This window comes from Aeromicrobium sp. Leaf291 (assembly GCF_001423365.1).
Taxonomy (GTDB): Bacteria; Actinomycetota; Actinomycetes; order Propionibacteriales; family Nocardioidaceae; genus Aeromicrobium.
Genome location: NZ_LMNM01000001.1, coordinates 1,344,907 through 1,364,415 on the forward strand (window position 1 = coordinate 1,344,907; position 19,509 = coordinate 1,364,415).

Below are 19,509 nucleotides of genomic sequence, written 5' to 3' on the forward strand. Positions count from 1 at the left end.
GGAACGGTACCGTTCCATTCGATGGTACGGACATGTTTCATCGCAGCGCAAGTGCTTTACGGCAACGATCTGCCGGCGGTGGGATGAACGGACGGGACCCGGCCCCTGCTCAGCGAGCTCTGGTCCTCGCAGCGGTCAGGGCCCGCAGGCGGCATGGGACCCCGCCGGCTACGCGTCCCGCCTACGGCGACCGATGGTCAAGGCGGCTCCGGCGAGCATGAGCAGGGCGCCGAGAACTGGGAGGGCGACGTTCGGGCCACCGGTCTCGGGGAGGGCCGAGGCGGCGGGGTCGCCGCGAGTGCCGACGCCGCTGCCCGCACCGCCGGCTCCAGCATCAGTCCCGTCGCCACCGTCAACCGGATCCGTGCCGTCGCCGGGATCCGTGCCGTCGCCCGGATCGGTGACGGCGGGGTCGTCGTCGGTGATCGTGATGGTCGCGGCGGCGTCACCGAGGGTGGCGCCGCCGGTGGCGTTCGTCAGGCTGAGCGCGATGGTCTCGTCCGGCTCGTCGACGTCGTCATCGGTCGTCTGGACCGTGAAGGTCCGCGAGGTGACGCCGTCGGCGAAGGTGAGGGTGCCGGTGGTCGGGGTGTACCCATCTGCCCCGGCGGCTCGAGCTGCCCCGGCGGTCGGGTCGTCGGTCGCGTAGGTGAGTGAGACGCTGCCGTCGCTCCCACCGCTGCGGGTCACGGTGATCGTGGCTGCCTCACCCTCCTGGACGGGGTAGTCCTGGGCGGAGAAGCCGAGGGTTCCCGGCTCGACCGGCGGCTCGGGCTCCTCCTCGTCGTCGTCGGTGATCGTGAGGGTCGCGTCGCCGTCGCCGATGGTGGCGCCGCCGGTGGGGCTCGACAGGGTCAGGTCGACGGTCTCGTCGGCCTCCACCCGGGTGTCCTGCGTGGTGTCGACCTCGAAGGTCTTCGAGGTCTCACCGTCCGCGAAGGCGAGCGTGTCGGACGCCGACGTGTAGTCGTCGGAGTCGGCGGTCCCGTTGCTGGTCGCGTAGTCGACGGTCACGTCGCCGTCCGTGCCACCGATGCGCTCGACGGTGACGGTGGCGGTGCCGCCCTCGTCGACGTCGGTGTTGGTGACCGCGAAGCCGACGGTGCCCGGTTCCACGGGGGGCTCGGGCTCCTGGTCGTCGTCGATGATCGTGACGGTCGCGTCGGCGTCGCCGAGCGTGGCCCCACCGCCGGGGTTCGACAGCTCCAGGTCAACGGTCTCGTCGGACTCGACGGAGCTGTCCTGGGTGGTCGCGACCGTGAAGGTCTTGGTCGTGTCACCGTCGGCGAAGGTCAGGGTGCCCGAGGCCGACGTGTAGTCGTCGGAGTCGGCGGTCCCGTTGCTGGTGGCGTAGCCGACCGTGACGTTGCCGTCGGATCCGCCGGTGCGCTCGACCGTGACGGTCGCGGTGCCGCCCTCGTCGACGTCGGTGTTCGTGACCGAGAAGCCGACGGTTCCCGGCTCCACGGGGGGCTCGGGCTCCTCGTCGTCGTCGATGATCGTGACGGTCGCGTCGTCGCCGCCGAGGGTGGCGCCCCCGGTGGGCTTCGACAGCGTCAGGTCGACGGTCTCGTCGGACTCGACGGTGTTGTCCTGGGTGGTCTCGACCGTGAAGGTCTTGGTCGTCTCACCGTCCGCGAACGCGAGCGTGCCGGTGGCGGGGGTGTAGTCGTTCGATCCGGCGGTCCCGTTGCTGGTGGCGTAGTCGACGCTCACGGAGCCGTCGGTCCCGCCGGTCCGCTCGACGGTGACGGTCGCGGTGCCGCCCTCGTCGACCTCGACGTCCGAGGTCGCGAAGCCGAGGGCGCCCGGCTCCGGCGGTGCGGTCACCTGGACGACCGCCGTCGCCTCGTCGTTCGTCGGATCGGGGTCGACGCCGAGGCCCTCGACGGTGGCGGTGTTCGACACCGTGCCCGCCCGGGTGGCGGTGACGACGATCTCGACGGTCTTCGACGTCCCGCCGAAGATCTGGCCCAGGTCGCAGGTCACGGTGCCCGAGGCATTCGTGCAGGCGTCCGACGTGCCCTCGCGCTTGAAGGTCACCCCGTCGGGCAGCTCGTCGATCGCCGTCACCCTGAAGGCCGCCGTGTTGGCCGGCCCCGCGTATCCGACCTCGAGCTCGTACGTGATGTCGTCGCCGACCTCTGCCTGCAGCACACCCGCGGACTTGCTGATGGACAGGTCGGCCGGGGAGTTCGGGTCCTGCACGAGCGTCGACGCCGTGGAGGAGTTGTTCGTCGGGTCCGGGTCGGCGGTATCGCCAGCGACCGTCGCGGTGTTGGAGACCCGACGCACCACGTCGGAGACGACGACGATCTCGGCCGTCTCGGTCGCGCCGGCGGCGACGGTGCCGAAGTCGCACGTCACCACCCGCTGCAGGAAGTCAGGCTGGCAGGCCGACGACGTCCCGGCGGACTTGAAGCGCGTCCCCTCCGGCAGCACGTCGGTCGCCTCGACCTCGGCCGCAGCATCCGTCCCGTTGTTGGTGACGGCGATCTCGTAGACGAGGTCGGCGCGATACACCACCCGCGACGGCGCGGTCTTCACGATGGACAGGTCCGTCGGCGGCGGCGGGGTCCGGACCACCGTGGTCGCGGTGGAGGAGTTGTTGGCCGAGCTGGGGTCGTCCAGGTCGCCCTGGATCGTCGCGGTGTTGGACACCGTGCCGACCTGGTCGGCCGTGACGCCGATGGTTACGTTCTTGATCCGCCCGGGCTCGTAGTCACCGGCGTCGCAGGTGACGGTGCCCGCATCGTTCGTGCACTCCGGCGAGGTCGTGTCGGGGTCGAAGGTGACCCCGTCGGGCAGGACGTCGGTGATCGTGACGTCGCTCGCGGTGTCGGGGCCGGCGTTGTAGCTGCCGATCTTGTAGAGGAAGCCGTCGCCGTCGTCCACCCGGGTGGGGGCCTGCACGGAGACCGACAGGTCGGCCGAGGGGTCGGTCGGCGGCGGCGGGTCGGCCGCCTCGACCACGGTCGAGATCTCGATGGAGTCGTTGTCCGGGTTCGGGTCGGTCTGAGCGGGCCGGAAGAGGCTCGCGGAGGCGACCTGGTCCCCGACCTTCAGGGGTCTCGCCACGATGGTCGCGCTCTCGGTCGCGCCGGCGGCGAGGTCGCCGAAGTCGCAGGTGACGGCCGTGGCGCCGTCGATCGTCGTCCGGCAGAACGACGAGGTCTTGGCGAGGTCGAGGACGACGTCGTTGCCGAAGACGTTGCGCACGAACACGTCGGGCTTGACCGACGTCGCCGCGGTGGTCGAGTAGTTGCTGACGTCGAGCGTGTAGGTGAGGTCGGAGCCGGACTTCACCGGGTTGGGAGCTCCGGTGAGCGTCAGGCCGAGATCGACGCCCGGGGGAGGGGGGACGTTGACCGAGTAGGTGGCCGGGGCGGACCTGGTCTGCGGGATCTCGCCGTACCGGTCGTCGAAGATCGCGACGATCGCGTGGTCGGTGCCGTAGGGCAGCGAACCGGCCCGGACGCGCTTGACGTACGTGCCGTTCTGGGTGCTGTCGATGAAGTCGCCGGTGATGTTGGAGCACGGGCAGGCTCCGGGCGCGTTGGGGCTCGTCGATCCGTTGGCCCTGGTGTAGTCGACGAAGCGGATGTTGCCCACCGGCGTGACGCCCGTGGAGGTCGTCACCTTGGTCGTCAACGTCACGATCGTGTCGGGGTCGACCGGACCGCTGGGGCTCGCGGTCACCGTGACGTTCGCCGAGACCGGACCGCCCGGCCACGTGGCGGTCACGAGGCCACGGCCGTCCTTCTCGCCCTGGATGTCGAGACGGTCGGTCGGGAGGGGATAGGCGTCCACCTGGCCACCGGTCTTGGACGACGTGTCGGTGGCGCGCGACGTGATGTAGCCGCTGCCTCCGCCGCCGCCCGAGGGGTTGACGGCGAAGACCACGTCGCTTCCACCGCCGCCGAAGTAGCCGCCGCCTCCCCCGGCGCCAGGGTCGGAGATCGCGAGCGGTCCCGAGGCGCCCGACCCACCGAAGCCCCGACCGGCGCTGCCTGCTGCGCCGGGGGACCGGCCGGCCTGTGTCTGGCTGCCGCCCCCGCCGCCCGACGAGCCGACCCCGCTGTCGCCGTCGAAGCCTCTGTCGCCGCCGCCGGCACCGCCCTGGATGCATCCCTCGGTCGTGCAGCCGCTGAAGCCGCCTCCGCCGCCGGCGACGATGAGTCGGTCGAGCAGGCCGTAGGTGCCCTCGCGAACGTCGGACGCGCCTCCTCCGCCTTGCGCGCCGGTGAGGAGTGAGCCGGACTCGATGGAGGTGCGACCGCTGTTGCCGCCGCCGTTGAATCCGCCGAGCTGCTTCGTGTCACCTCGTGCGGGCCCGCCGACGTTGACCTGGTAGTCGGCGCCGGGCGTCAGCCTCAGCGTCCCCCGCGCCATGCCTCCCCAGTCGCGGGACTCGCGGAAGGTGCCGGACGACCTTGCGCCGTACGTCGTGAACGTGACGTTCGGCTGGTAGTACGGCGCCCTGAAGGTGTCGGTCCCGACCGTGGCGTAGCGACAGCCGGTGCCGTTCATGTCGGTGCCCGTGGCGCCGCAGAGGTTGGCGGTCGGGACGGCCGCCACCGGGGCCACGGCGGCTGCGACAGGTCGTGGCGCTGGGGCGGCCTGGGCGGGCGCCATCCACGTCATGGTCGAGGCGACGACGGCGACCGCGAGCGCGGCCGTCCTGGAGACTGCCCGGCGCTGCTTCATGCATGGTTCCGATCGCTGGTGCCGGCCCTCGGCCCACGATCGTGCGTGCGGAGGTCGACGTGTCGTGCAGGGGACGTGACGAATCACGGTCCCCGATGGAGCGCGTCGACGTGGTCAGGCTAGTCGAGCCCGGCGGTCGCCGGGGGTGAAACTGGGACGAATGTCTTCACGTCTCATCGTCGTCGGTCGCGGGACGCGTTGGTCCGTCGGGTGGCCGGCGCCGTGCGCGGGTCGTCGGGCCACGCGTGCTTCGGGTAGCGACCGCGCAGGTCGGCCCTGACCCCCGGGTAGCCGTTGTCCCAGAAGGAGTCCAGGTCGGCCGTGACGGCGGCCGGCCGTCGGGCGGGGGAGAGCAGGTGCAGCAGGAGCGGGACCCTGCCGTCCGCGAGGGTGGGCGCCGCGGTCCAGCCGAAGACCTCCTGCAGCCTGACCGCGAGCACGGGCTGCTCCTGGGAGTAGTCGATCCGCACGTTCGAGCCGCTGGGAACCTCGACCCGCTCGGGGGCAAGCTCGTCGAGCCTGCCCGCCTGGGGCCACGGCAGCAGAGCGCGGAGGGCCGCGCCGACGTCGATGCGTCGGAGGTCCTGCGCCGAGCGGACCCGCGCGAGCTGCGGACCGAGCCACGCGTCGAGGTTCGTTGTCAGGGCTTCGTCGCTCACGTCGGGCCAGGGGTCGCCGAGGGCACGGTGCAGGAAGTCGAGGCGGGCGCGAAGAGCCGTGGCCGCCTCCGACCAGGTGAGGAGGTCGATCCCCTCGCGCTCCAGCGCCTCGCCGATGGCCGCGGTCACCGCTTCGGTCGGCGGGTTCTTGATGGGGACGGACGCAAGCTCGATCGCGCCGAGCATGGTGCGTCGGCGGGCCAGCACCCGCCCGTCGGACCAGGTGACGTCGTCCACCTCGGTCCACAGCGATCCGGCCGCCTCGAGCGCCAGGTCCTCGGTGAGCGGTGCCGCTGCCCGGATCCGCGCCTCGCGCTCCCCGGACCGTCGGTCCGCGTCGCCGACGGCGAGCCACTCGAGCCCGGCGAGTGGGCTTGAGTCGCGACGGTCGAAGGCGGCGCCCGTGCCACCCGTCATCAGGTAGCTCGAGCCGGCGGAGCGCTTGCGCGCGATGCGGTCGGGATGTGCCAGGGCGACGACCAGGCCGACCGCCACGTCGTCGGTCAGCGATCGGGCGCCGTCCGGGCTGCGCTCGTGGTCGCCGTGCTCCTTCGCGATGGCCTCGAGGCGCTTCACCTGGGTGCGCCACGAGCCGGAGCGGTCTCCGTTGCGCAGAGAGCGGAGGGCTGCGACGAGGTCGCCGCCGGGAGCGCGGACGTCCTCGCTGAGCATCGCGACCACCTCGGCCGCGCGCCTCGCCCCGACGAGACCAGCCCCGTCGATGAGGGCCCGTGCCAGCCGCGGGTCCACCGGCACGCCGGCCATCACCCGTCCGCGTGGGGTGGCCCGTCCGTCGTCGTCGACCGCCCCCAAGTCCAGGAGCACCTGACGGGCTGTCTCCAGGGCGTGGGCCGGTGGCTGGTCGAGGAGCGCCAGGTCGCGCACGTCGTCGCTGCCCCAGCACGCCAGCTCCAGGGTGAAGGCCGTCAGGTCGGCGGTGGCGATCTCGGGTTCGGGGTGGTCGGCCAGGTGCGCGTGCTCCTCCTTCGACCAGCAGCGCAGGACGGCGCCCGGTCCGAGTCGTCCGGCTCGCCCCGCTCGCTGCTCGGCGGCCGCCTTGCTCACCGCGACGGTGACCAGCGACGACAGCCCGCGTCGGTGGTCGGTGCGCGGCTCGCGCGAGAACCCGGCGTCCACCACGACGCGCACGCCGGGCACGGTCAGCGACGACTCGGCGACCGCGGTCGAGACGACCACGCGGCGACGCGGACCCTCGCTGAGTGCACGGTCCTGCTCGGCGCCGGAGAGGCGTCCGTGGAGCGGGTGCACGTCGGCGGGCGCATCTCGGAGACGTCGGATGGTCGCGTCGACCTCGCCGACGCCCGGCACGAAGACCAGCACGTCACCCTCGTGCTCGGCGAGCGCACGACGGACGGTCGCGGCGACGTGGTCGTGGAAGGCCGGCGTGATGCCGCGGTCGTCGGTTCGGCGCGCGCCCGGAGGCATCGGGCACCAGACGGACTCGACGGGGTGCAGTGCGCCGGGGATGTCGATCACCGGCGCCGCTGTGTCGCCATCACCGGTGCCGCCCAGCAGCGTGGCGGTCCGCTCGGCCTCGATGGTGGCCGACATCGCGACGAGCGTCAGGTCGTCGCGGAGGTTGGCGCGGATGTCGATGAGCAGCGCCAGGGTGAGGTCCGCGTCGAGGTGGCGCTCGTGCACCTCGTCCAGCACCACGGCGCCCACGCCGGCGAGCTCGGGGTCGTGCTGGATCCGCCGGAGCAGCAGACCGGTGGTGACCACCTCGACGCGCGTCCGCCTGCTGGTCTTCCGGTCCCCGCGAACGGAGTACCCGACGGTCTCCCCGACTGGTTCGCCCAGCAGATGCGCCAACCGACGGGCAGCGGCGCGGGCGGCGATCCGGCTGGGCTGCGTGACGACGACCCGCCCCTCGACGGCCACAGCGACGGCCGGCGGGACCAACGTCGTCTTGCCCGTCCCCGGCGGCGCTTGGACCACCGCGACCCCACGGCTGCGGAGCGCCTCACCGAGCGCAGGCAGCCCCGCGACGACCGGCAGGTCGGGCGGCGAGTCGAGCAGGCTGCGCATCGGGTCGGACACGACTGCAGTGTGCCGCAACCGGTCATGGCTCCGATGGCACGGATGAGCGGACCTTCGTCATCGATCAGTGCATTTCCCGGCAAAGCAGATCGGACTGTGTTTACCGTCCGCCATGGGCTTTCTCAGTCGACTTCGTTCGTCGCCTTCCACTGAAGCGAGTTTCGCTCCGATCGAAGGGGAACAACTCTTCGTCGGAGAGTCGCACTACCAGGCTGCTCTCGTCGATCTCCTGGCGTCCCGCGGCCATGCTCCGGCGACTTTGGCGTCGTGCCGCGTCCCGGTGAATGAGCCCTTTCTCGCTTTGCTGGTGCCCGAGCCTCGCAACCCGCACGACTCCAATGCGGTTGCTGTCTCGGTCGAGGGTCGCACGGTCGCCTACCTTTCTCGGGCCAACGCGGAGCGCTATCGGGGATCATTCAAGACGCAGACGGGACAGGTTGCCGTCAACCTGTGGGTCAAGCCGCGGGGTAAAGGAATCGTCTCCGTCTGGCCCCAGGAGTAGTCGAGCGGTAGGCGAATAACTTCGGGTCTGGCGCATCCGCCAGAATCCCCCCATGCCCCTGAACTGGAACCTGCACCACGACGGCAAGACGATCCGGGACGGCGAGATCGTCAGACCGGGGGAGCGGCTGACGTGGCCGCGGACCATCGGGCTGGGTGCGCAGCACGTGGTGGCGATGTTCGGGGCGACGTTCCTGGTGCCGACCATCACCGGGTTCCCCGTAACGGCCACGCTCTTCTTCTCCGGCGTGGGCACGATCCTGTTCCTCGTCCTCACGCAGAACCGGCTGCCCAGCTACCTCGGGTCGTCGTTCGCGTTCCTCGCGCCCATCGGCGCGGTGGCGGCGTCGGGGGCGTCGATCGAGGTGGCGATGTTCGGCATCGTCGTCACAGGCGTGATCCTCGCGGCGGTCGGCGCGATCGTCATGAAGACCGGCATCGGGTGGATCAACGCGCTCATGCCGCCGGTGGTGGCCGGCTCCATCGTCGCGCTCATCGGCTTCAACCTCGCGCCCACGGCGGTCAACAACGCGAAGGCCGGGCCGTGGATGGCGGTCATCACCCTCGTCGTCCTCGTGCTCACCATCGTCGTGTTCAAGGGCCTCATCGGTCGGCTGTCGATCATCGTCGGCGTCGTCGCCGGCTACATCTACGCCGCGGTCACCGGTGCGCTCGACTTCGACCCCGTCGGCAAGGCCGACCTGCTCGGCCTGCCCGCGTTCAGCACCCCCGAGATCAGCTGGGTGTTCATCCCCGCCTTCCTGCCCGTCGTGCTCGTGCTCATCGCCGAGAACGTGGGCCACGTGCGCAGCGTCGCGCAGCTGACCGACGACGAGTCCATCAACGAGCGCACCGGCCGGGCGCTGTTCGCCGACGGCCTCGCGACGACGATCGCCGGAGCCGGCGGAGGATCCGGCACCACCACCTACGGCGAGAACATCGGCGTCATGGCCGCCACCCGCGTCTACTCCACCGCCGCCTACTGGGTGGCCGGCGCCATCGCCATCCTGCTGTCGTTCTCGCCGAAGATCGGCGCCCTCATCAACACCATCCCCACCGGCGTGCTCGGCGGCGTCACCATCGCCCTCTACGGCCTCATCGGCATCGTCGGCATCAAGATCTGGATCGACAACAACGTCGACTTCGCCCTCCCGGTCAACCAGCTCACCGCCGGCATCGCCCTGGTGATCGGCATCGGCAACCCCGAGCTGAAGGTCGGCGACATGGTGTTCAACGGCATCGCGCTCGGCACCATCGCCGCGCTCGTCGTCTTCCACGTCATGACGTTCATCGAGAAGCAGCGCCGGACGGCCTGAGCCGACGTCGAAAGGACCCCGCGGCTCATCCCTTCGGCCGATGCCGCGGGGGAGGGGTCCTGCCTAGCGTGAGGGCATGAACCCGACCTTCCAGCTGGCCCTCGGAGTCGTGCTCGTCGTCGCCGGCGCGGTGCTGGCGTTGGCCTTCCCCGACACCGAGTTCTTCTGGTTCCGGGGCCGACCGTTCGGCGTGGTGCTGGCCATCGTCGGCGCGATCGACCTCGCCGAGGCGTTCAGCCGACGTCGCCGCACCTGACGACCGACCCGGTCCGGGGGCAGACTGGACGGGTGAGCGACACCGACCCCAGCGACCTGTCCCTCGGCCGTCTTGCCGGCGCCTTCGGCCCCGACTTCACGTGGGGCACCGCCACCGCCTCGTACCAGGTGGAGGGCGCGGTCGACGTCGGCGGACGCACCCCGTCCACGTGGGACGTGTTCACCGCTCAGCCCGGTCGCGTCGAGAACGGCGACACCGGCGAGGTGGCCTGCGACCACTACCACCGCTACCTCGAGGACGTCGGCCTGCTGCGTTCCCTCGGCGTCGACGCCTACCGCTTCTCGCTCTCGTGGTCGCGCATCCAGCCCGACCCCAGCGGCGCCGTGAACCCCGAGGGCCTCGACTTCTACGACCGGCTCGTCGACGCGCTGCTCACCGCGGGCGTCGAGCCGTCGGCGACCCTCTTCCACTGGGACACCCCGCAGTGGCTCGAGGACATCGGCGGGTGGGAGAACCGCGACGTCGCGGAGCGCTTCGCCGACTACACGTCCGTCGTCGCGGCCCGCCTCGGCGACCGCGTGACCCGCTGGATGACGATCAACGAGCCCGTCGTGGTCACCCTGCTCGGCCACGGCGCCGGTGTGCACGCCCCCGGCAAGACGCTCGGCTTCGACGCCCTGCCGGTGGCCTACCACCAGCTGCTCGCCCACGGCCGTGCCGTGCAGGCCCTGCGCGCCGCCGGCACCGGACCCGTCGGCATCGTCAACAACCACGTGCCCGTGTGGCGCCTCGACGACACCGACGAGACCGAGCAGGCCGCCACCTTCTTCGACGACCTCTACAACCGGCTCTTCGCCGACCCCGTGCTCCTCGGCCGCTGGCCGTGGGAGGGCATGGAGGCCGGGTTCAGCGGCTACCGCGACGACGACCTCGCCGTCATCGCCACCCCGCTCGACTTCTACGGCGTCAACTACTACAACCCGCAGCTCGTCGGTCCTCCTGGTGCCAGCAGCGAAGCCGCCAGCGACGGGCTCCCGCTGCCGGCCGACCTGCCGTTCTCGCTTCACGAGATCGACAGCCGTGAGCGCACCGACTTCGGCTGGCCCGTGGTGCCCGAAGGTCTCACCGAGGTGCTCGTGGGCCTGAAGGAGCGCTACGGCGACGCGCTCCCGCTCGTCTACGTCACCGAGAACGGCGCCTCCTACGCCGACGCACCCGGCAGCGACGGCCGTGCGCACGACGAGCGCCGCACCCGCTACCTGTTCGACCACCTGGCCGCCGTGCTCGACGCCCGCGACGCCGGGGTCGACGTGCGCGGCTACTTCCACTGGTCCCTGCTCGACAACTTCGAGTGGGCCGCCGGCTACTCCCAGCGCTTCGGGCTCGTGCACGTCGACTACGACACCCTCGTGCGCACGCCCAAGGACTCCTTCGAGGCCTACCGCGACCTCATCGCGTCCCAGCGTCCCGACTGACCGTCGTCCCGCCTCGCCCCAGCGTCCCTGGCCAGACGCACGTCGCAGGGCGAGACTGGCCGCATGGCCATCGACGACGTCCTGATCGCACTGCGGAGCCTGCCCGGCGCGCTCGAGCTCGCCCCCGAGGAGGGCAGCAACCACCCCGAGATCTCGTGGGGCGACCACTTCTTCTACTACGCCCCCGACGGTGAGGTGCCCACCAACCGGCAGCCGCACACGACGATCGTCACGAAGAACTACCCCGACGACACCGTCTCGAACCTCGACGAGCCCGGCCGCTGGCGCCTGAACCTCAACGTCGGCGCCGACGCCTACGCCGACCTCTTCGGCCACCCGCCGGGCCAGCTCAGCGTGGCCGACGTCGACCACGCCGCCACGGACACGTTCGTCCCGCACCCGATCTACGGCGCGTACGGATGGGTGTCCGTCGTGAACCCGGGAGAGAAGACCGTCGAGCGGGCGCTCGAGCTGGCGCGTGAGGCCCACGACGCCGACCGTCGTCGCCTCGAGCGGCGCCAGGCCGCCGGCTCGGCCTGAGCGTCGATCAGTCCGGGTGCTCAGTCCTGCGCGAGCCGCATGGCCATCCACGCGTCGTCGAGCAGCACCGGCGGCGTGGCGCCCCAGCCGAACTCGTGGACCACCTCGGCGACCTCGTCGGCCGACAGGTCGTGCGGCGGGAAGCACACCCACACGAGCGGCACGGAGCCGAGCTGCGGGAAGACCTCGTCGACCTGCTCGGCGAACGCGGTCACGTCGTCGGTGATCACCACGGTGGCGTCGAGGGAGTGCACGTACTCGTCGAACGTCTCCACGCCCTCGGGCAGCGGGTCGAGCAGCGAGCGCTCCTCCACGGTCTCGCCGACGACCCACACGCGGAAGCCGTCCGTGATGCCGAGCAGGTCTGCCGTGGCGGTGCCGTCCATCCGGCCAGTGTAGGACGTCAGTGCTGCAGAACTTGCGCAGCGAAGTCGTGGATCACGCGCCCCTTGTCCAGGCCCTTGCGCTCGAACTTGGTCAGCACGCGACCCTCGAACCGGTCCACGGGGCCGCCGCTCACGTGGGGGCTGGCCGCGATGACCTCGGACATCTGCTCGCCGTAGTCGGCCCAGTCGGTGGCCAGGCGCCACGTCCCGCCGGGCTCGAGAACCCGCGCGACGAGCTCGGTGAACGGCACCGTGACCAGGCGTCGCTTGGTGTGACGCTTCTTGTGCCACGGGTCGGGGAACCACGTCCACAGCTCGTGCACCGACGTCGGCTCGAGCGCCGTTCCCAGCATCTCGGTGGCGTTGGCCACCGCGAGCCGGATGTTCGTGACGCCTGCCGCGCGCGCCTGCAGGAGCGTCGTCGCCACGCCCGGCACCCACACCTCGATCGCGAGGAAGTCCCACTCCGGGTGCTGCTGGGCCGCGGCCACCACGTTCTCGCCGCGTCCGCTGCCGATCTCCACCACCAGCGGCGCGGTGCGCCCGAACACGCGCTCCGGCTCCACCCGCCAGTCGGGGGTCACCGACGTGTCGGTCCCGGCCCGCGGGACGTCGAGCACGTACGTCTCGGCCATCGCGTCCCACGCGTCCTGCTGCTTCTCGGTCAGGCGTCCTCCGCGACGGGTGAACGAGACCGGCTCACGGCGGAAGCGGGGCGGGTCCTCGGCGGTGGCGGGATCTCGCGGCTGGTCGGCAGCGTCGGGCATGGCTCGAACCCTAGATCGTCGGCCACGATCGGATGCATGAGCACCGTCGACGAGAGCATCGTCCCCGACGACAAGGACTGGACGTGGGTCCTGCAGGAGCCGTGCGCCGAGTGCGGGTTCCGCGCCGAGGACGTCGACCCGCGCGGGGTGGCCGACCTGGTGCGCGCCTGCCTGCCCCGTTGGCAGCAGGTGCTCGCCCGTCCCGATGCGGCGGCCCGGCGCCGCCCCGACGTCTGGTCCGACCTTGAGTACGCGTGCCACGTGCGCGACGTCCTCGTGCTCTTCGCCGAGCGGCTCCGGCTCATGCTCACCGCCGACGAGGGCGAGGCCCGCTTCGCCAACTGGGACCAGGACGCGACCGCCGTCGAGCAGCGCTACGCCGAGCAGGACCCGGCCGTCGCGGCCCGCGAGCTGACCGCGGCTGGGGAGCACCTGGCCGAAGCCTTCGACGCCGTCCCGGCGGACGCGTGGGGCCGCGTCGGCCTGCGCAGCGACGGCTCGGTCTTCACCGTCGAGACCTTCGCCCAGTACTTCTGGCACGACGTGGCGCACCACCTGGTCGACGTCGACGGCTAGTCGGAGCGCGACACGCGGTCCCGGTGCCGTGCTCTGCGAGGTACTGCGCAGTGCGTGGTACTGTCCACCGCATGGATGCAACGCAGCTGCTGAAAGGCGTGCTCGACGTGGCCGTGCTGGCCGTCGTCGAGTCCGAGGACGGGTACGGCTACGACGTCGTGCGCCGCCTGCGCGCCGGAGGGCTCGAGGACGTCGGCGACGCCTCCGTGTACGGGACGCTGCGGCGCCTCTACGCGGCCGGCGCGCTCACGTCGTACGTGGTGCCCTCCGAGGAGGGGCCGCACCGCAAGTACTACGGCGTCACGCCCGAGGGGCGCTCGATGCTCGCGGCCCAGCGCAAGGTCTGGGCCGACTTCGCCGACACCATGAACCGACTCCTGACGGGGGACGCCGCATGAGCACCACCATCCCGACCGAGATCAGCGCCTTCGCTGCCCGTGTGCGCGCCCAGCTGGCCGACCTGCCCGCCGACGAGCTGGAGGAGCTCACCGAGGGTCTGGAGGCCGACCTGGCCGAGGCCTACGCCGAGGACCTCGCCCGCGAGCTCCCCGACCCCGTGGCCTACGCCGCCGAGCTGCGCGCCGCGGCCGGCCTGCCGCTCAAGGAGGACCAGCGCTCCGGCCTGGCCGGCGGCCTCGACTCGCTGCGCCAGGGGGCGAGCGAGACGTGGCGCGACGTGACACTGGCCCTGCGTCGGAGCCCGGTCGGCCGGGGAGTCCTCGACTTCCTGTCCGTGCTGCAGCCGGTCTGGTGGGTCACCCGGGCCTGGCTGGCGACTTGGCTGGTGGCGGCGTTCTTCGGCTGGGAGTCCGGCTTCGCCCCCACGACGCTCGGCACGTGGATCCTCCTCGCCGCCTTCGTGACGGTGAGCGTCCAGTGGGGTCGTGGCCTCTGGGGTGCCCCACGGATCGGCCCCCTCCTGGTGCTCGGCAACGTCGTCGCCGCCGTCGCGCTCCTGCCGGTGGTGGCCACGGCGCAGTCCTGGGAGAGCAGCACCTACGAGATGGCCTATGTCGGCTCCGAGGACCCGGCGGGGATGTCCCTCGACGGCTCCAGCATCACGAACATCTACCCCTACGACGCGCAAGGTCGCCCGCTCAGCGGCGTGCAGCTGTTCGACCAGGACGGTCGCGCGCTGGCCCCCGCTCTGAACACCGTGCGCGACGAGTGCGCGAACGGCTGCACCGACGGCATCGCCGCCGACGGCACCGCGTGGTCGCCGGCGACGCTGGAGACCGGCCAGGACGTCATGAACGTCTACCCGCTGTCCGTCGTGCAGCACGTGCTCGACGAGCTCGGCTCGGCCTCGTCGGCCGTCATCGGGGAGGCGAAGGTTCCCGAGGCCCCGTTCCTCAAGGTGCCGGCACTGGCCCCTGCTCCCGAGGCGTCGACGAGCCCGTCCGAAGCGCCGTCGGCCGCCCCGACCGACGCGCCGGACTGATCCACCCGACACGGACTGGTTTCCCTGCGAAACCAGTCCGTGTCGGGAAACAATCGCGCCTCTCGGACGTTATGTAGGGTGAGGTCACATCGACTTCCTCAGTAGTGCTGAGTACTGATTCCCGGAGGGAACCATGCAGAGCAACAACCCCGTCTTCAACCGATCCGAGGGGTTCAACGGCCGTGGCACCAGCACGGCCCGCGCCACCGATCCTTCGCAGTGGAAGATCGACCTCGACGGCTCGACCTCGCAGCCTGGCCCCACGCACACGTCCACCGGACGTGGCACGGGCGTCATGACCATCGAGTCCACGGTCGAGAAGACCGCCCTCACCCTGGGCGTCGTCATCGCGACCGCCGCGGCAGCATGGTTCCTCATCGGTGACATCGCCACCGACCAGGCGGCGGTGCAGAAGGCCTTCGGCTTCGCGTTCGCGGGTGCGATCGTCGGCTTCGGCCTCTCGCTGGTCAACTCGTTCAAGAAGGTCATCAGCCCCGCGCTGGTCCTCGCCTACGCGGTGGCCGAGGGCGTCTTCGTCGGCGCCTTCTCCAAGGTCGTGGCCGGTTGGGTCGGCGACCCGACGATCGTGTTCCAGGCCGTCCTGGCCACCATGGTCGCGTTCGGCGCCACGCTGGCGGCGTACAAGTTCTTCAACATCCAGGTCACCGACAAGTTCCGCAAGATCGTCACGATCTCGATGTTCGCCTTCGTCGGCGTCATGCTGGTCAACTTCGTGCTCAGCATCACCGGCGTCCTCGAGGGTGGCGGCCTGCGCGGCATGGACGGCCTCGGCCTCGTGGTCTCCGCGATCGCCGTGGTGCTCGCCGTGTTCATGCTGATCATGGACTTCGACTTCGTCGAGCGCGGCGTCGAGGCCGGCCTGCCCGAGCGTGAGTCGTGGCGCGCCGCCTTCGGCCTCACGGTCACGCTGATCTGGCTCTACATCGAGATCCTGCGCATCCTCGCGATCCTGCGCGGCTCGGACTGACACCAGCTCCACACGACGGCCGGCCACCCTTCACGGGGTGGCCGGCCGTCGTCGTTGCTGGACCGCGACCCCGGCCATGGGGGCAGAGATTCTTCCTTCTCGTGGAACGGTCCACGAGAAGGAAGAAGCGTTCGTCCGCGGACGCGCGAAGGGAGAATCGTGGGTCAGCGGCGGCGCAGGATGCGGGCCCAGCGGCCGTCGCGGGTGACCTCCGTGCCCTCGCGCAGCGCGGCCTTCTCTGCGGCGTCGGTGAGGGACATCGTGCCGGGGGAGCCGCCGAAGTGCGCCACGGCGAAGTCGCGGTCGCGCTCGCGCCACGCGGCCGCCAGCGACGGGACGAGCACCGAGACCATGTTGGCGTAGCCGGTCTCGGACGGGTGGAAGCGGTCCTCGCCGAACATCACGTCGTACTTCTCGGTGAACAGCACGCCGAGCAGACTGCCCAGCGAGACGGCGCGGCCGCCGGCGCGGACCGTGGCGACGGTCTGCTTGCGGGCGAGCGAGCGGCTCTTGCGTCGGGCGATCCAGCGCAGAGGCTGGGGGAGGGGCCGCACGGTCCCGAGGTCGGGGCACGTGCCGACCACCACCTGGGCGCCGCCGTCGACGAGCTTCTTCACGGCCGAGCCGAGCAGCCGGGTGGACTGGTAGGCGGGCACGCGGTGGGTCACGTCGTTGGTGCCGACGACGATGACGACGAGGTCGGGGTCGAAGTCGCCGGCCGCCTCGATCTGGTCGCGCAGGTCGTGGGTCTGCGCCCCCACGACGGCCTCGGAGCGGATCTCGACCTGGGCGTCGAGGACGTGCGCCAGACCGATGCCGAGCATGGCAGGAGGAGTCGCGTCGGCACGGGCCATGCCGTAGCCGACGGCTGCGGAGTCGCCGAGGACCAGGCAGCGCACGGGTTCACGGGGCAGCTCTTCGCCGTACAAGCCGTCGGCGCGCGGTGGACGCGCGTCGGTGATGCCGATCGCCCGCTTCGCGACCATCAGCTCGCTGAAGATGACGCCGTAGTAGCCGGTGACGGCGGCTGCCCCTCCGATCGCGGCCTGGGACGCGATCTTGCGGGGGATTCTCACGACGCCATGCTAGATCCACCCGCCTGAGAGGGCCGCCCCAGAACCGGCCCGGAGGGAGTGTGGGTCCTCACACCTACGATGAGCGGCGTGAGCTTCGTCATCCCCAACTTCCGTGACGTCGGTGGTGTCACCGGCCTCGACGGTGCCTCCGTCCGGCCTGGTCTGTTGCTGCGCAGCGGCGTGCCCGAGCCCACCGACGTCGTGCCCGACGGCACCCCGTGGCCGCCCTCCCTGGTGCTCGACCTGCGGTCCGCCGTCGAGCACGGTGGCCCGCACCCGCTCACCCCGCTGGGTCCGAGGGTCGTCACGCTCTCGCTGCTGCAGGCGCTGCGGCCCGGCTGGCACGAGGACACCCCGACCCTCAAGCACCTGTACGGCGAGGTGCTCGACACCGCCGGCGAGATGCTGGCGCAGCTGGTCGACGAGGTCGCCCAGGCCGCCGCCACGGGAGGGGCCACCCTCGTGCACTGCGCGGCGGGCAAGGACCGCACCGGCATCTCCGTGGCGCTCGTGCTCAGCCTGCTCGGGGTGCAGCGCCCCGACGTCGTCGCCGACTACATGCTCACCGAGCACGCCGTCGACGCGATCGACGCGCGCCTGCGGCGGCCCGGTTCGGACCACCCGCCGGTGCCGGCCGCGTTCCTCATGGTCCCGCGCGACGCGATCGAGCACGTCATCGACCGGTGGGACGCCCACCCCGGCGGCGTCGAGGGCTGGTACTGCTCGGTCGGCGGCGACGTTGGCACCCTCGACCGCCTGCGCACCGCCATGCTGTCCTGAGGGCGGGCGACCAAGAGCGGGGCACCTGAGGGCAGGGGCACGTTCCGAGCGGTGTCGATCAGGGTTCGGCGAGCAGCTCGATCGCCTTGTCGGTGAGCCGGTACGCCAGCCACTCGTCCTGCGGGGTCGCGTCGAGCGACTCGTAGAACCGGATCGCGGGGGAGTTCCAGCGCAGCACGTCCCACTCGATGCGGCTGTACCCGCGCTCGGTCGCGATGCGTGCCAGCCCGATGAGCAGGCGGCGGCCGAAGCCCGCGCCGCGGCGCGACGCGCGCACGTAGAGGTCCTCGAGGTGGATGCCGGGCACGCCGTCCCACGTCGAGAACGTGCGGAACCAGAGTGCGAAGCCGACCACGGACCCGTGGCCGTTCTCCACCACGAGGGCCGAAGCCGGCGGGTCGGTGCCGAACAGTGCCTCGTACAGCTGCACGTCGGTCATCGTGGCCTGCTCGGCGGCCTGCTCGTACTCGGCCAGCTCTCGCACCATCGTGACGATCGTGCCCACGTCCTCGGGGCGCGCGTCACGCACGCCGGAGGGCAGCACGAGGGTCTTCATGCCCCTGAGCCTACGGGCGAAAGTCCCGGGACGGCGGGGAATGCAGGCATTGTCTTGTCCCAGCGAGCGTCGTGCTCTACGCTCAACTCGGATACCGTCGGTATCTGAGTCGTCGAGAGGATCCCCCATGAGCCACTTCACCGACAAGGTCGCCGTCGTCACCGGCGCCGGCTCGGGCATCGGTCGCGCGCTCGCCGTCGAGCTCGCTCGCCGGGGCGCCGTCCTGGCCATCAGCGACGTCGACACCGCGGGTCTGGCCGAGACCCAGCGCCTCGTGGAGGCCACGGGCGCCCGGGTGCGCGGGGACGTCATCGACGTCGCGGAGCGCGAGCGGGTCGAGGAGTACGCGCAGCTGGTGGCCACCGACCTGGGCCGCGTGAACCTGGTGTTCAACAACGCCGGCATCGCCTTCACCGGCAACGTCGAGGAGATGTCGTACAAGGACGTCGAGAAGGTCATGGACGTCGACTTCTGGGGCGTCGTGCACGGCACCAAGGCGTTCCTGCCGCACCTCATCGCGTCGGGCGACGGCCACGTCGTCAACGTCTCGAGCATCTTCGGCATCTTCTCGATGCCGTCGCAGAGCGCGTACAACGCGGCCAAGTTCGCGGTCCGTGGCTTCACCGAGTCGCTGCGTCAGGAGATGGTCCTGGCCAAGCACCCGGTCAAGGTCACGTGCGTGCACCCCGGCGGCATCGCCACGAACATCGCTCGCAACGCCGACCAGGCCGAGGGGCGCGACCACGACGAGCTGGCTCGCTCGTTCGACAAGCTCGCCCGCACGTCGCCGGAGAAGGCTGCGCAGGTGATCCTTCGCGGTGTCGAGAAGGGCCGCCCTCGCGTCCTCATCGGCAACGACGCCCGTGTGCTCGACGCGGCCGTGCGGGTCCTGGGCTCGCGCTACCAGGGCGTGTTCGCCGCCGCCGGCCGTCGGTTCGGCCTCTGACCGAGACGCGACAGGGCCCCGTCACCGCTGGGTGACGGGGCCCTGTGGTCGTGCGGGTCAGCCCTGGCTGATCTCGATGCGCGTGGGCTCGGTGCCCGCGTACACGCCCGCGACGCGGACCGCGAGGATGCCGGCGTCGTAGGAGGCGCTGACGGCCTCGGCGGTCACGTGGCCCGGCAGCCCGAAGCTGCGCTCGAAGGAGCCGTAGCGGATCTCGCTGATGCGACGCGTGGGCTGCTCGCCGGACTCGCCGGCCTTGCTCTCCGCGCGCTCGTCGCGCCGCTCGCCCTTGACGACGAGGCGGCCGTTGGTCACCTCGACCGTGACGTCGTTCGAGACGTCGATGCCGGGCAGCTCGAGACGCACGACCACGTCGTCACCGTCGCGGACGGTCTCGACGGCGGGGGTGAAGTCGAGGCGCGAGGTGCTGCCGCTGGGCGAGAACGCGTTCCGGACGAGCGAGTCGAACTCGGCGAAGGGATCGCGACGGGTGAAGACGGAAACGTTGCTCATGGTG

General features: G+C 71.2%; 17 protein-coding genes. 10 read left to right on the top strand and 7 right to left on the bottom strand.

Translation table 11 applies throughout. The features are described from left to right. Positions 1-168: 168 nt before the first annotated feature. Both ASF35_RS06720 and hrpB read right to left on the bottom strand, forming a co-directional pair. On the bottom strand, positions 169-4,707 hold the full coding sequence (locus tag ASF35_RS06720) for a Calx-beta domain-containing protein (RefSeq protein ID WP_055964597.1): 4,539 nt from the start codon (positions 4,705-4,707) through the stop codon (positions 169-171). Positions 4,708-4,880: 173 nt separating this feature from the next. After that, on the bottom strand, positions 4,881-7,415 hold the full coding sequence (hrpB, locus tag ASF35_RS06725) for an ATP-dependent helicase HrpB (RefSeq protein WP_055966286.1): 2,535 nt from the start codon (positions 7,413-7,415) through the stop codon (positions 4,881-4,883). 566 nt (positions 7,416-7,981) lie between these two features. Between hrpB and ASF35_RS06730 the strand changes: the two genes are divergently transcribed. From ASF35_RS06730 to ASF35_RS06745, 4 genes are all read left to right on the top strand, one after another. Then, entirely contained in the window at positions 7,982-9,244 is a 1,263-nt protein-coding gene (locus tag ASF35_RS06730; RefSeq protein ID WP_055964601.1) for a uracil-xanthine permease family protein, read from the top strand. A gap of 76 nt (positions 9,245-9,320) precedes the next feature. Continuing rightward, positions 9,321-9,500: a hypothetical protein gene (locus ASF35_RS06735; RefSeq protein WP_055964603.1), complete on the top strand. Its 180-nt coding sequence runs from the start codon at positions 9,321-9,323 to the stop codon at positions 9,498-9,500. Positions 9,501-9,532: 32 nt separating this feature from the next. Continuing rightward, positions 9,533-10,936: a GH1 family beta-glucosidase gene (locus tag ASF35_RS06740; protein WP_235499115.1), complete on the top strand. Its 1,404-nt coding sequence runs from the start codon at positions 9,533-9,535 to the stop codon at positions 10,934-10,936. 63 nt (positions 10,937-10,999) lie between these two features. Beyond that, complete coding sequence (locus ASF35_RS06745) at positions 11,000-11,476, top strand: DUF6194 family protein (RefSeq protein WP_055964605.1); 477 nt, start codon at positions 11,000-11,002, stop codon at positions 11,474-11,476. A 20-nt stretch (positions 11,477-11,496) separates the two neighbouring features. Here the strand turns inward: ASF35_RS06745 and ASF35_RS06750 are convergent, their stop codons facing one another. Then, on the bottom strand, positions 11,497-11,862 hold the full coding sequence (locus ASF35_RS06750; protein WP_055964608.1) for a hypothetical protein: 366 nt from the start codon (positions 11,860-11,862) through the stop codon (positions 11,497-11,499). A 17-nt stretch (positions 11,863-11,879) separates the two neighbouring features. After that, positions 11,880-12,629 carry a tRNA (guanosine(46)-N7)-methyltransferase TrmB gene (gene trmB / locus ASF35_RS06755; RefSeq protein WP_055964610.1) on the bottom strand — a complete coding sequence of 250 codons (750 nt, stop codon included), beginning with the start codon at positions 12,627-12,629 and terminating at the stop codon, positions 11,880-11,882. A gap of 36 nt (positions 12,630-12,665) precedes the next feature. Here trmB and ASF35_RS06760 point away from each other — a divergent pair, with 36 nt between their 5' ends. The 4 genes from ASF35_RS06760 to ASF35_RS06775 all read left to right on the top strand — a co-directional run bounded on the left by ASF35_RS06760 (position 12,666) and on the right by ASF35_RS06775 (position 15,634). Further along, positions 12,666-13,205 carry a DinB family protein gene (locus tag ASF35_RS06760; RefSeq protein WP_055964613.1) on the top strand — a complete coding sequence of 180 codons (540 nt, stop codon included), beginning with the start codon at positions 12,666-12,668 and terminating at the stop codon, positions 13,203-13,205. Positions 13,206-13,276: 71 nt separating this feature from the next. Next, positions 13,277-13,603, top strand: a complete 327-nt coding sequence (locus ASF35_RS06765) for a PadR family transcriptional regulator (protein ID WP_055964618.1) — start codon at positions 13,277-13,279, stop codon at positions 13,601-13,603. After that, on the top strand, positions 13,600-14,646 hold the full coding sequence (locus tag ASF35_RS06770) for a hypothetical protein (protein ID WP_055964621.1): 1,047 nt from the start codon (positions 13,600-13,602) through the stop codon (positions 14,644-14,646). Before ASF35_RS06765 ends, ASF35_RS06770 begins: the two co-directional genes overlap by 4 nt. 133 nt (positions 14,647-14,779) lie before the next feature. Beyond that, a complete protein-coding gene (locus ASF35_RS06775; protein WP_055964625.1) occupies positions 14,780-15,634 on the top strand; it encodes a Bax inhibitor-1/YccA family protein in 855 nt (284 codons plus the stop codon). 164 nt (positions 15,635-15,798) lie between these two features. Here ASF35_RS06775 and ASF35_RS06780 read toward each other — a convergent pair whose 3' ends face one another. Next, positions 15,799-16,710 (bottom strand): SGNH/GDSL hydrolase family protein, encoded by a 912-nt coding sequence (locus tag ASF35_RS06780; protein ID WP_055964628.1) that lies wholly within the window; start codon positions 16,708-16,710, stop codon positions 15,799-15,801. 87 nt (positions 16,711-16,797) lie between these two features. On the opposite strand from ASF35_RS06780, the gene ASF35_RS06785 reads away from it, so the two are divergent. After that, the gene (locus ASF35_RS06785; protein ID WP_055964631.1) at positions 16,798-17,490 is read left to right on the top strand and encodes a tyrosine-protein phosphatase; all 693 of its coding nucleotides are present in this window, start codon (positions 16,798-16,800) and stop codon (positions 17,488-17,490) included. 58 nt (positions 17,491-17,548) lie between these two features. On the opposite strand, the gene ASF35_RS06790 is transcribed toward ASF35_RS06785, so the two are convergent. Beyond that, a complete protein-coding gene (locus tag ASF35_RS06790) occupies positions 17,549-18,046 on the bottom strand; it encodes a GNAT family N-acetyltransferase (protein WP_055964634.1) in 498 nt (165 codons plus the stop codon). A 127-nt stretch (positions 18,047-18,173) separates the two neighbouring features. Between ASF35_RS06790 and ASF35_RS06795 the strand changes: the two genes are divergently transcribed. Then, positions 18,174-18,992, top strand: a complete 819-nt coding sequence (locus ASF35_RS06795; RefSeq protein WP_055964637.1) for an SDR family oxidoreductase — start codon at positions 18,174-18,176, stop codon at positions 18,990-18,992. A gap of 57 nt (positions 18,993-19,049) precedes the next feature. On the opposite strand, the gene ASF35_RS06800 is transcribed toward ASF35_RS06795, so the two are convergent. After that, the gene (locus ASF35_RS06800; protein ID WP_055964640.1) at positions 19,050-19,505 is read right to left on the bottom strand and encodes an Hsp20/alpha crystallin family protein; all 456 of its coding nucleotides are present in this window, start codon (positions 19,503-19,505) and stop codon (positions 19,050-19,052) included. Positions 19,506-19,509: the final 4 nt, after the last annotated feature.

Excerpts from the sequence above, each read along its gene's own strand:
- ASF35_RS06720 (WP_055964597.1), bottom strand. The coding sequence starts at position 4,707 with ATGAAGCAGCGCCGGGCAGTCTCCAGGACGGCCGCGCTCGCGGTCGCC.
- hrpB (WP_055966286.1), bottom strand. The coding sequence starts at position 7,415 with ATGCGCAGCCTGCTCGACTCGCCGCCCGACCTGCCGGTCGTCGCGGGG.
- ASF35_RS06730 (WP_055964601.1), top strand. The coding sequence starts at position 7,982 with ATGCCCCTGAACTGGAACCTGCACCACGACGGCAAGACGATCCGGGAC.
- ASF35_RS06735 (WP_055964603.1), top strand. The coding sequence starts at position 9,321 with ATGAACCCGACCTTCCAGCTGGCCCTCGGAGTCGTGCTCGTCGTCGCC.
- ASF35_RS06745 (WP_055964605.1), top strand. The coding sequence starts at position 11,000 with ATGGCCATCGACGACGTCCTGATCGCACTGCGGAGCCTGCCCGGCGCG.
- ASF35_RS06750 (WP_055964608.1), bottom strand. The coding sequence starts at position 11,862 with ATGGACGGCACCGCCACGGCAGACCTGCTCGGCATCACGGACGGCTTC.
- trmB (WP_055964610.1), bottom strand. The coding sequence starts at position 12,629 with ATGCCCGACGCTGCCGACCAGCCGCGAGATCCCGCCACCGCCGAGGAC.
- ASF35_RS06760 (WP_055964613.1), top strand. The coding sequence starts at position 12,666 with ATGAGCACCGTCGACGAGAGCATCGTCCCCGACGACAAGGACTGGACG.
- ASF35_RS06765 (WP_055964618.1), top strand. The coding sequence starts at position 13,277 with ATGGATGCAACGCAGCTGCTGAAAGGCGTGCTCGACGTGGCCGTGCTG.
- ASF35_RS06770 (WP_055964621.1), top strand. The coding sequence starts at position 13,600 with ATGAGCACCACCATCCCGACCGAGATCAGCGCCTTCGCTGCCCGTGTG.
- ASF35_RS06775 (WP_055964625.1), top strand. The coding sequence starts at position 14,780 with ATGCAGAGCAACAACCCCGTCTTCAACCGATCCGAGGGGTTCAACGGC.
- ASF35_RS06790 (WP_055964634.1), bottom strand. The coding sequence starts at position 18,046 with ATGAAGACCCTCGTGCTGCCCTCCGGCGTGCGTGACGCGCGCCCCGAG.
- ASF35_RS06795 (WP_055964637.1), top strand. The coding sequence starts at position 18,174 with ATGAGCCACTTCACCGACAAGGTCGCCGTCGTCACCGGCGCCGGCTCG.
- ASF35_RS06800 (WP_055964640.1), bottom strand. The coding sequence starts at position 19,505 with ATGAGCAACGTTTCCGTCTTCACCCGTCGCGATCCCTTCGCCGAGTTC.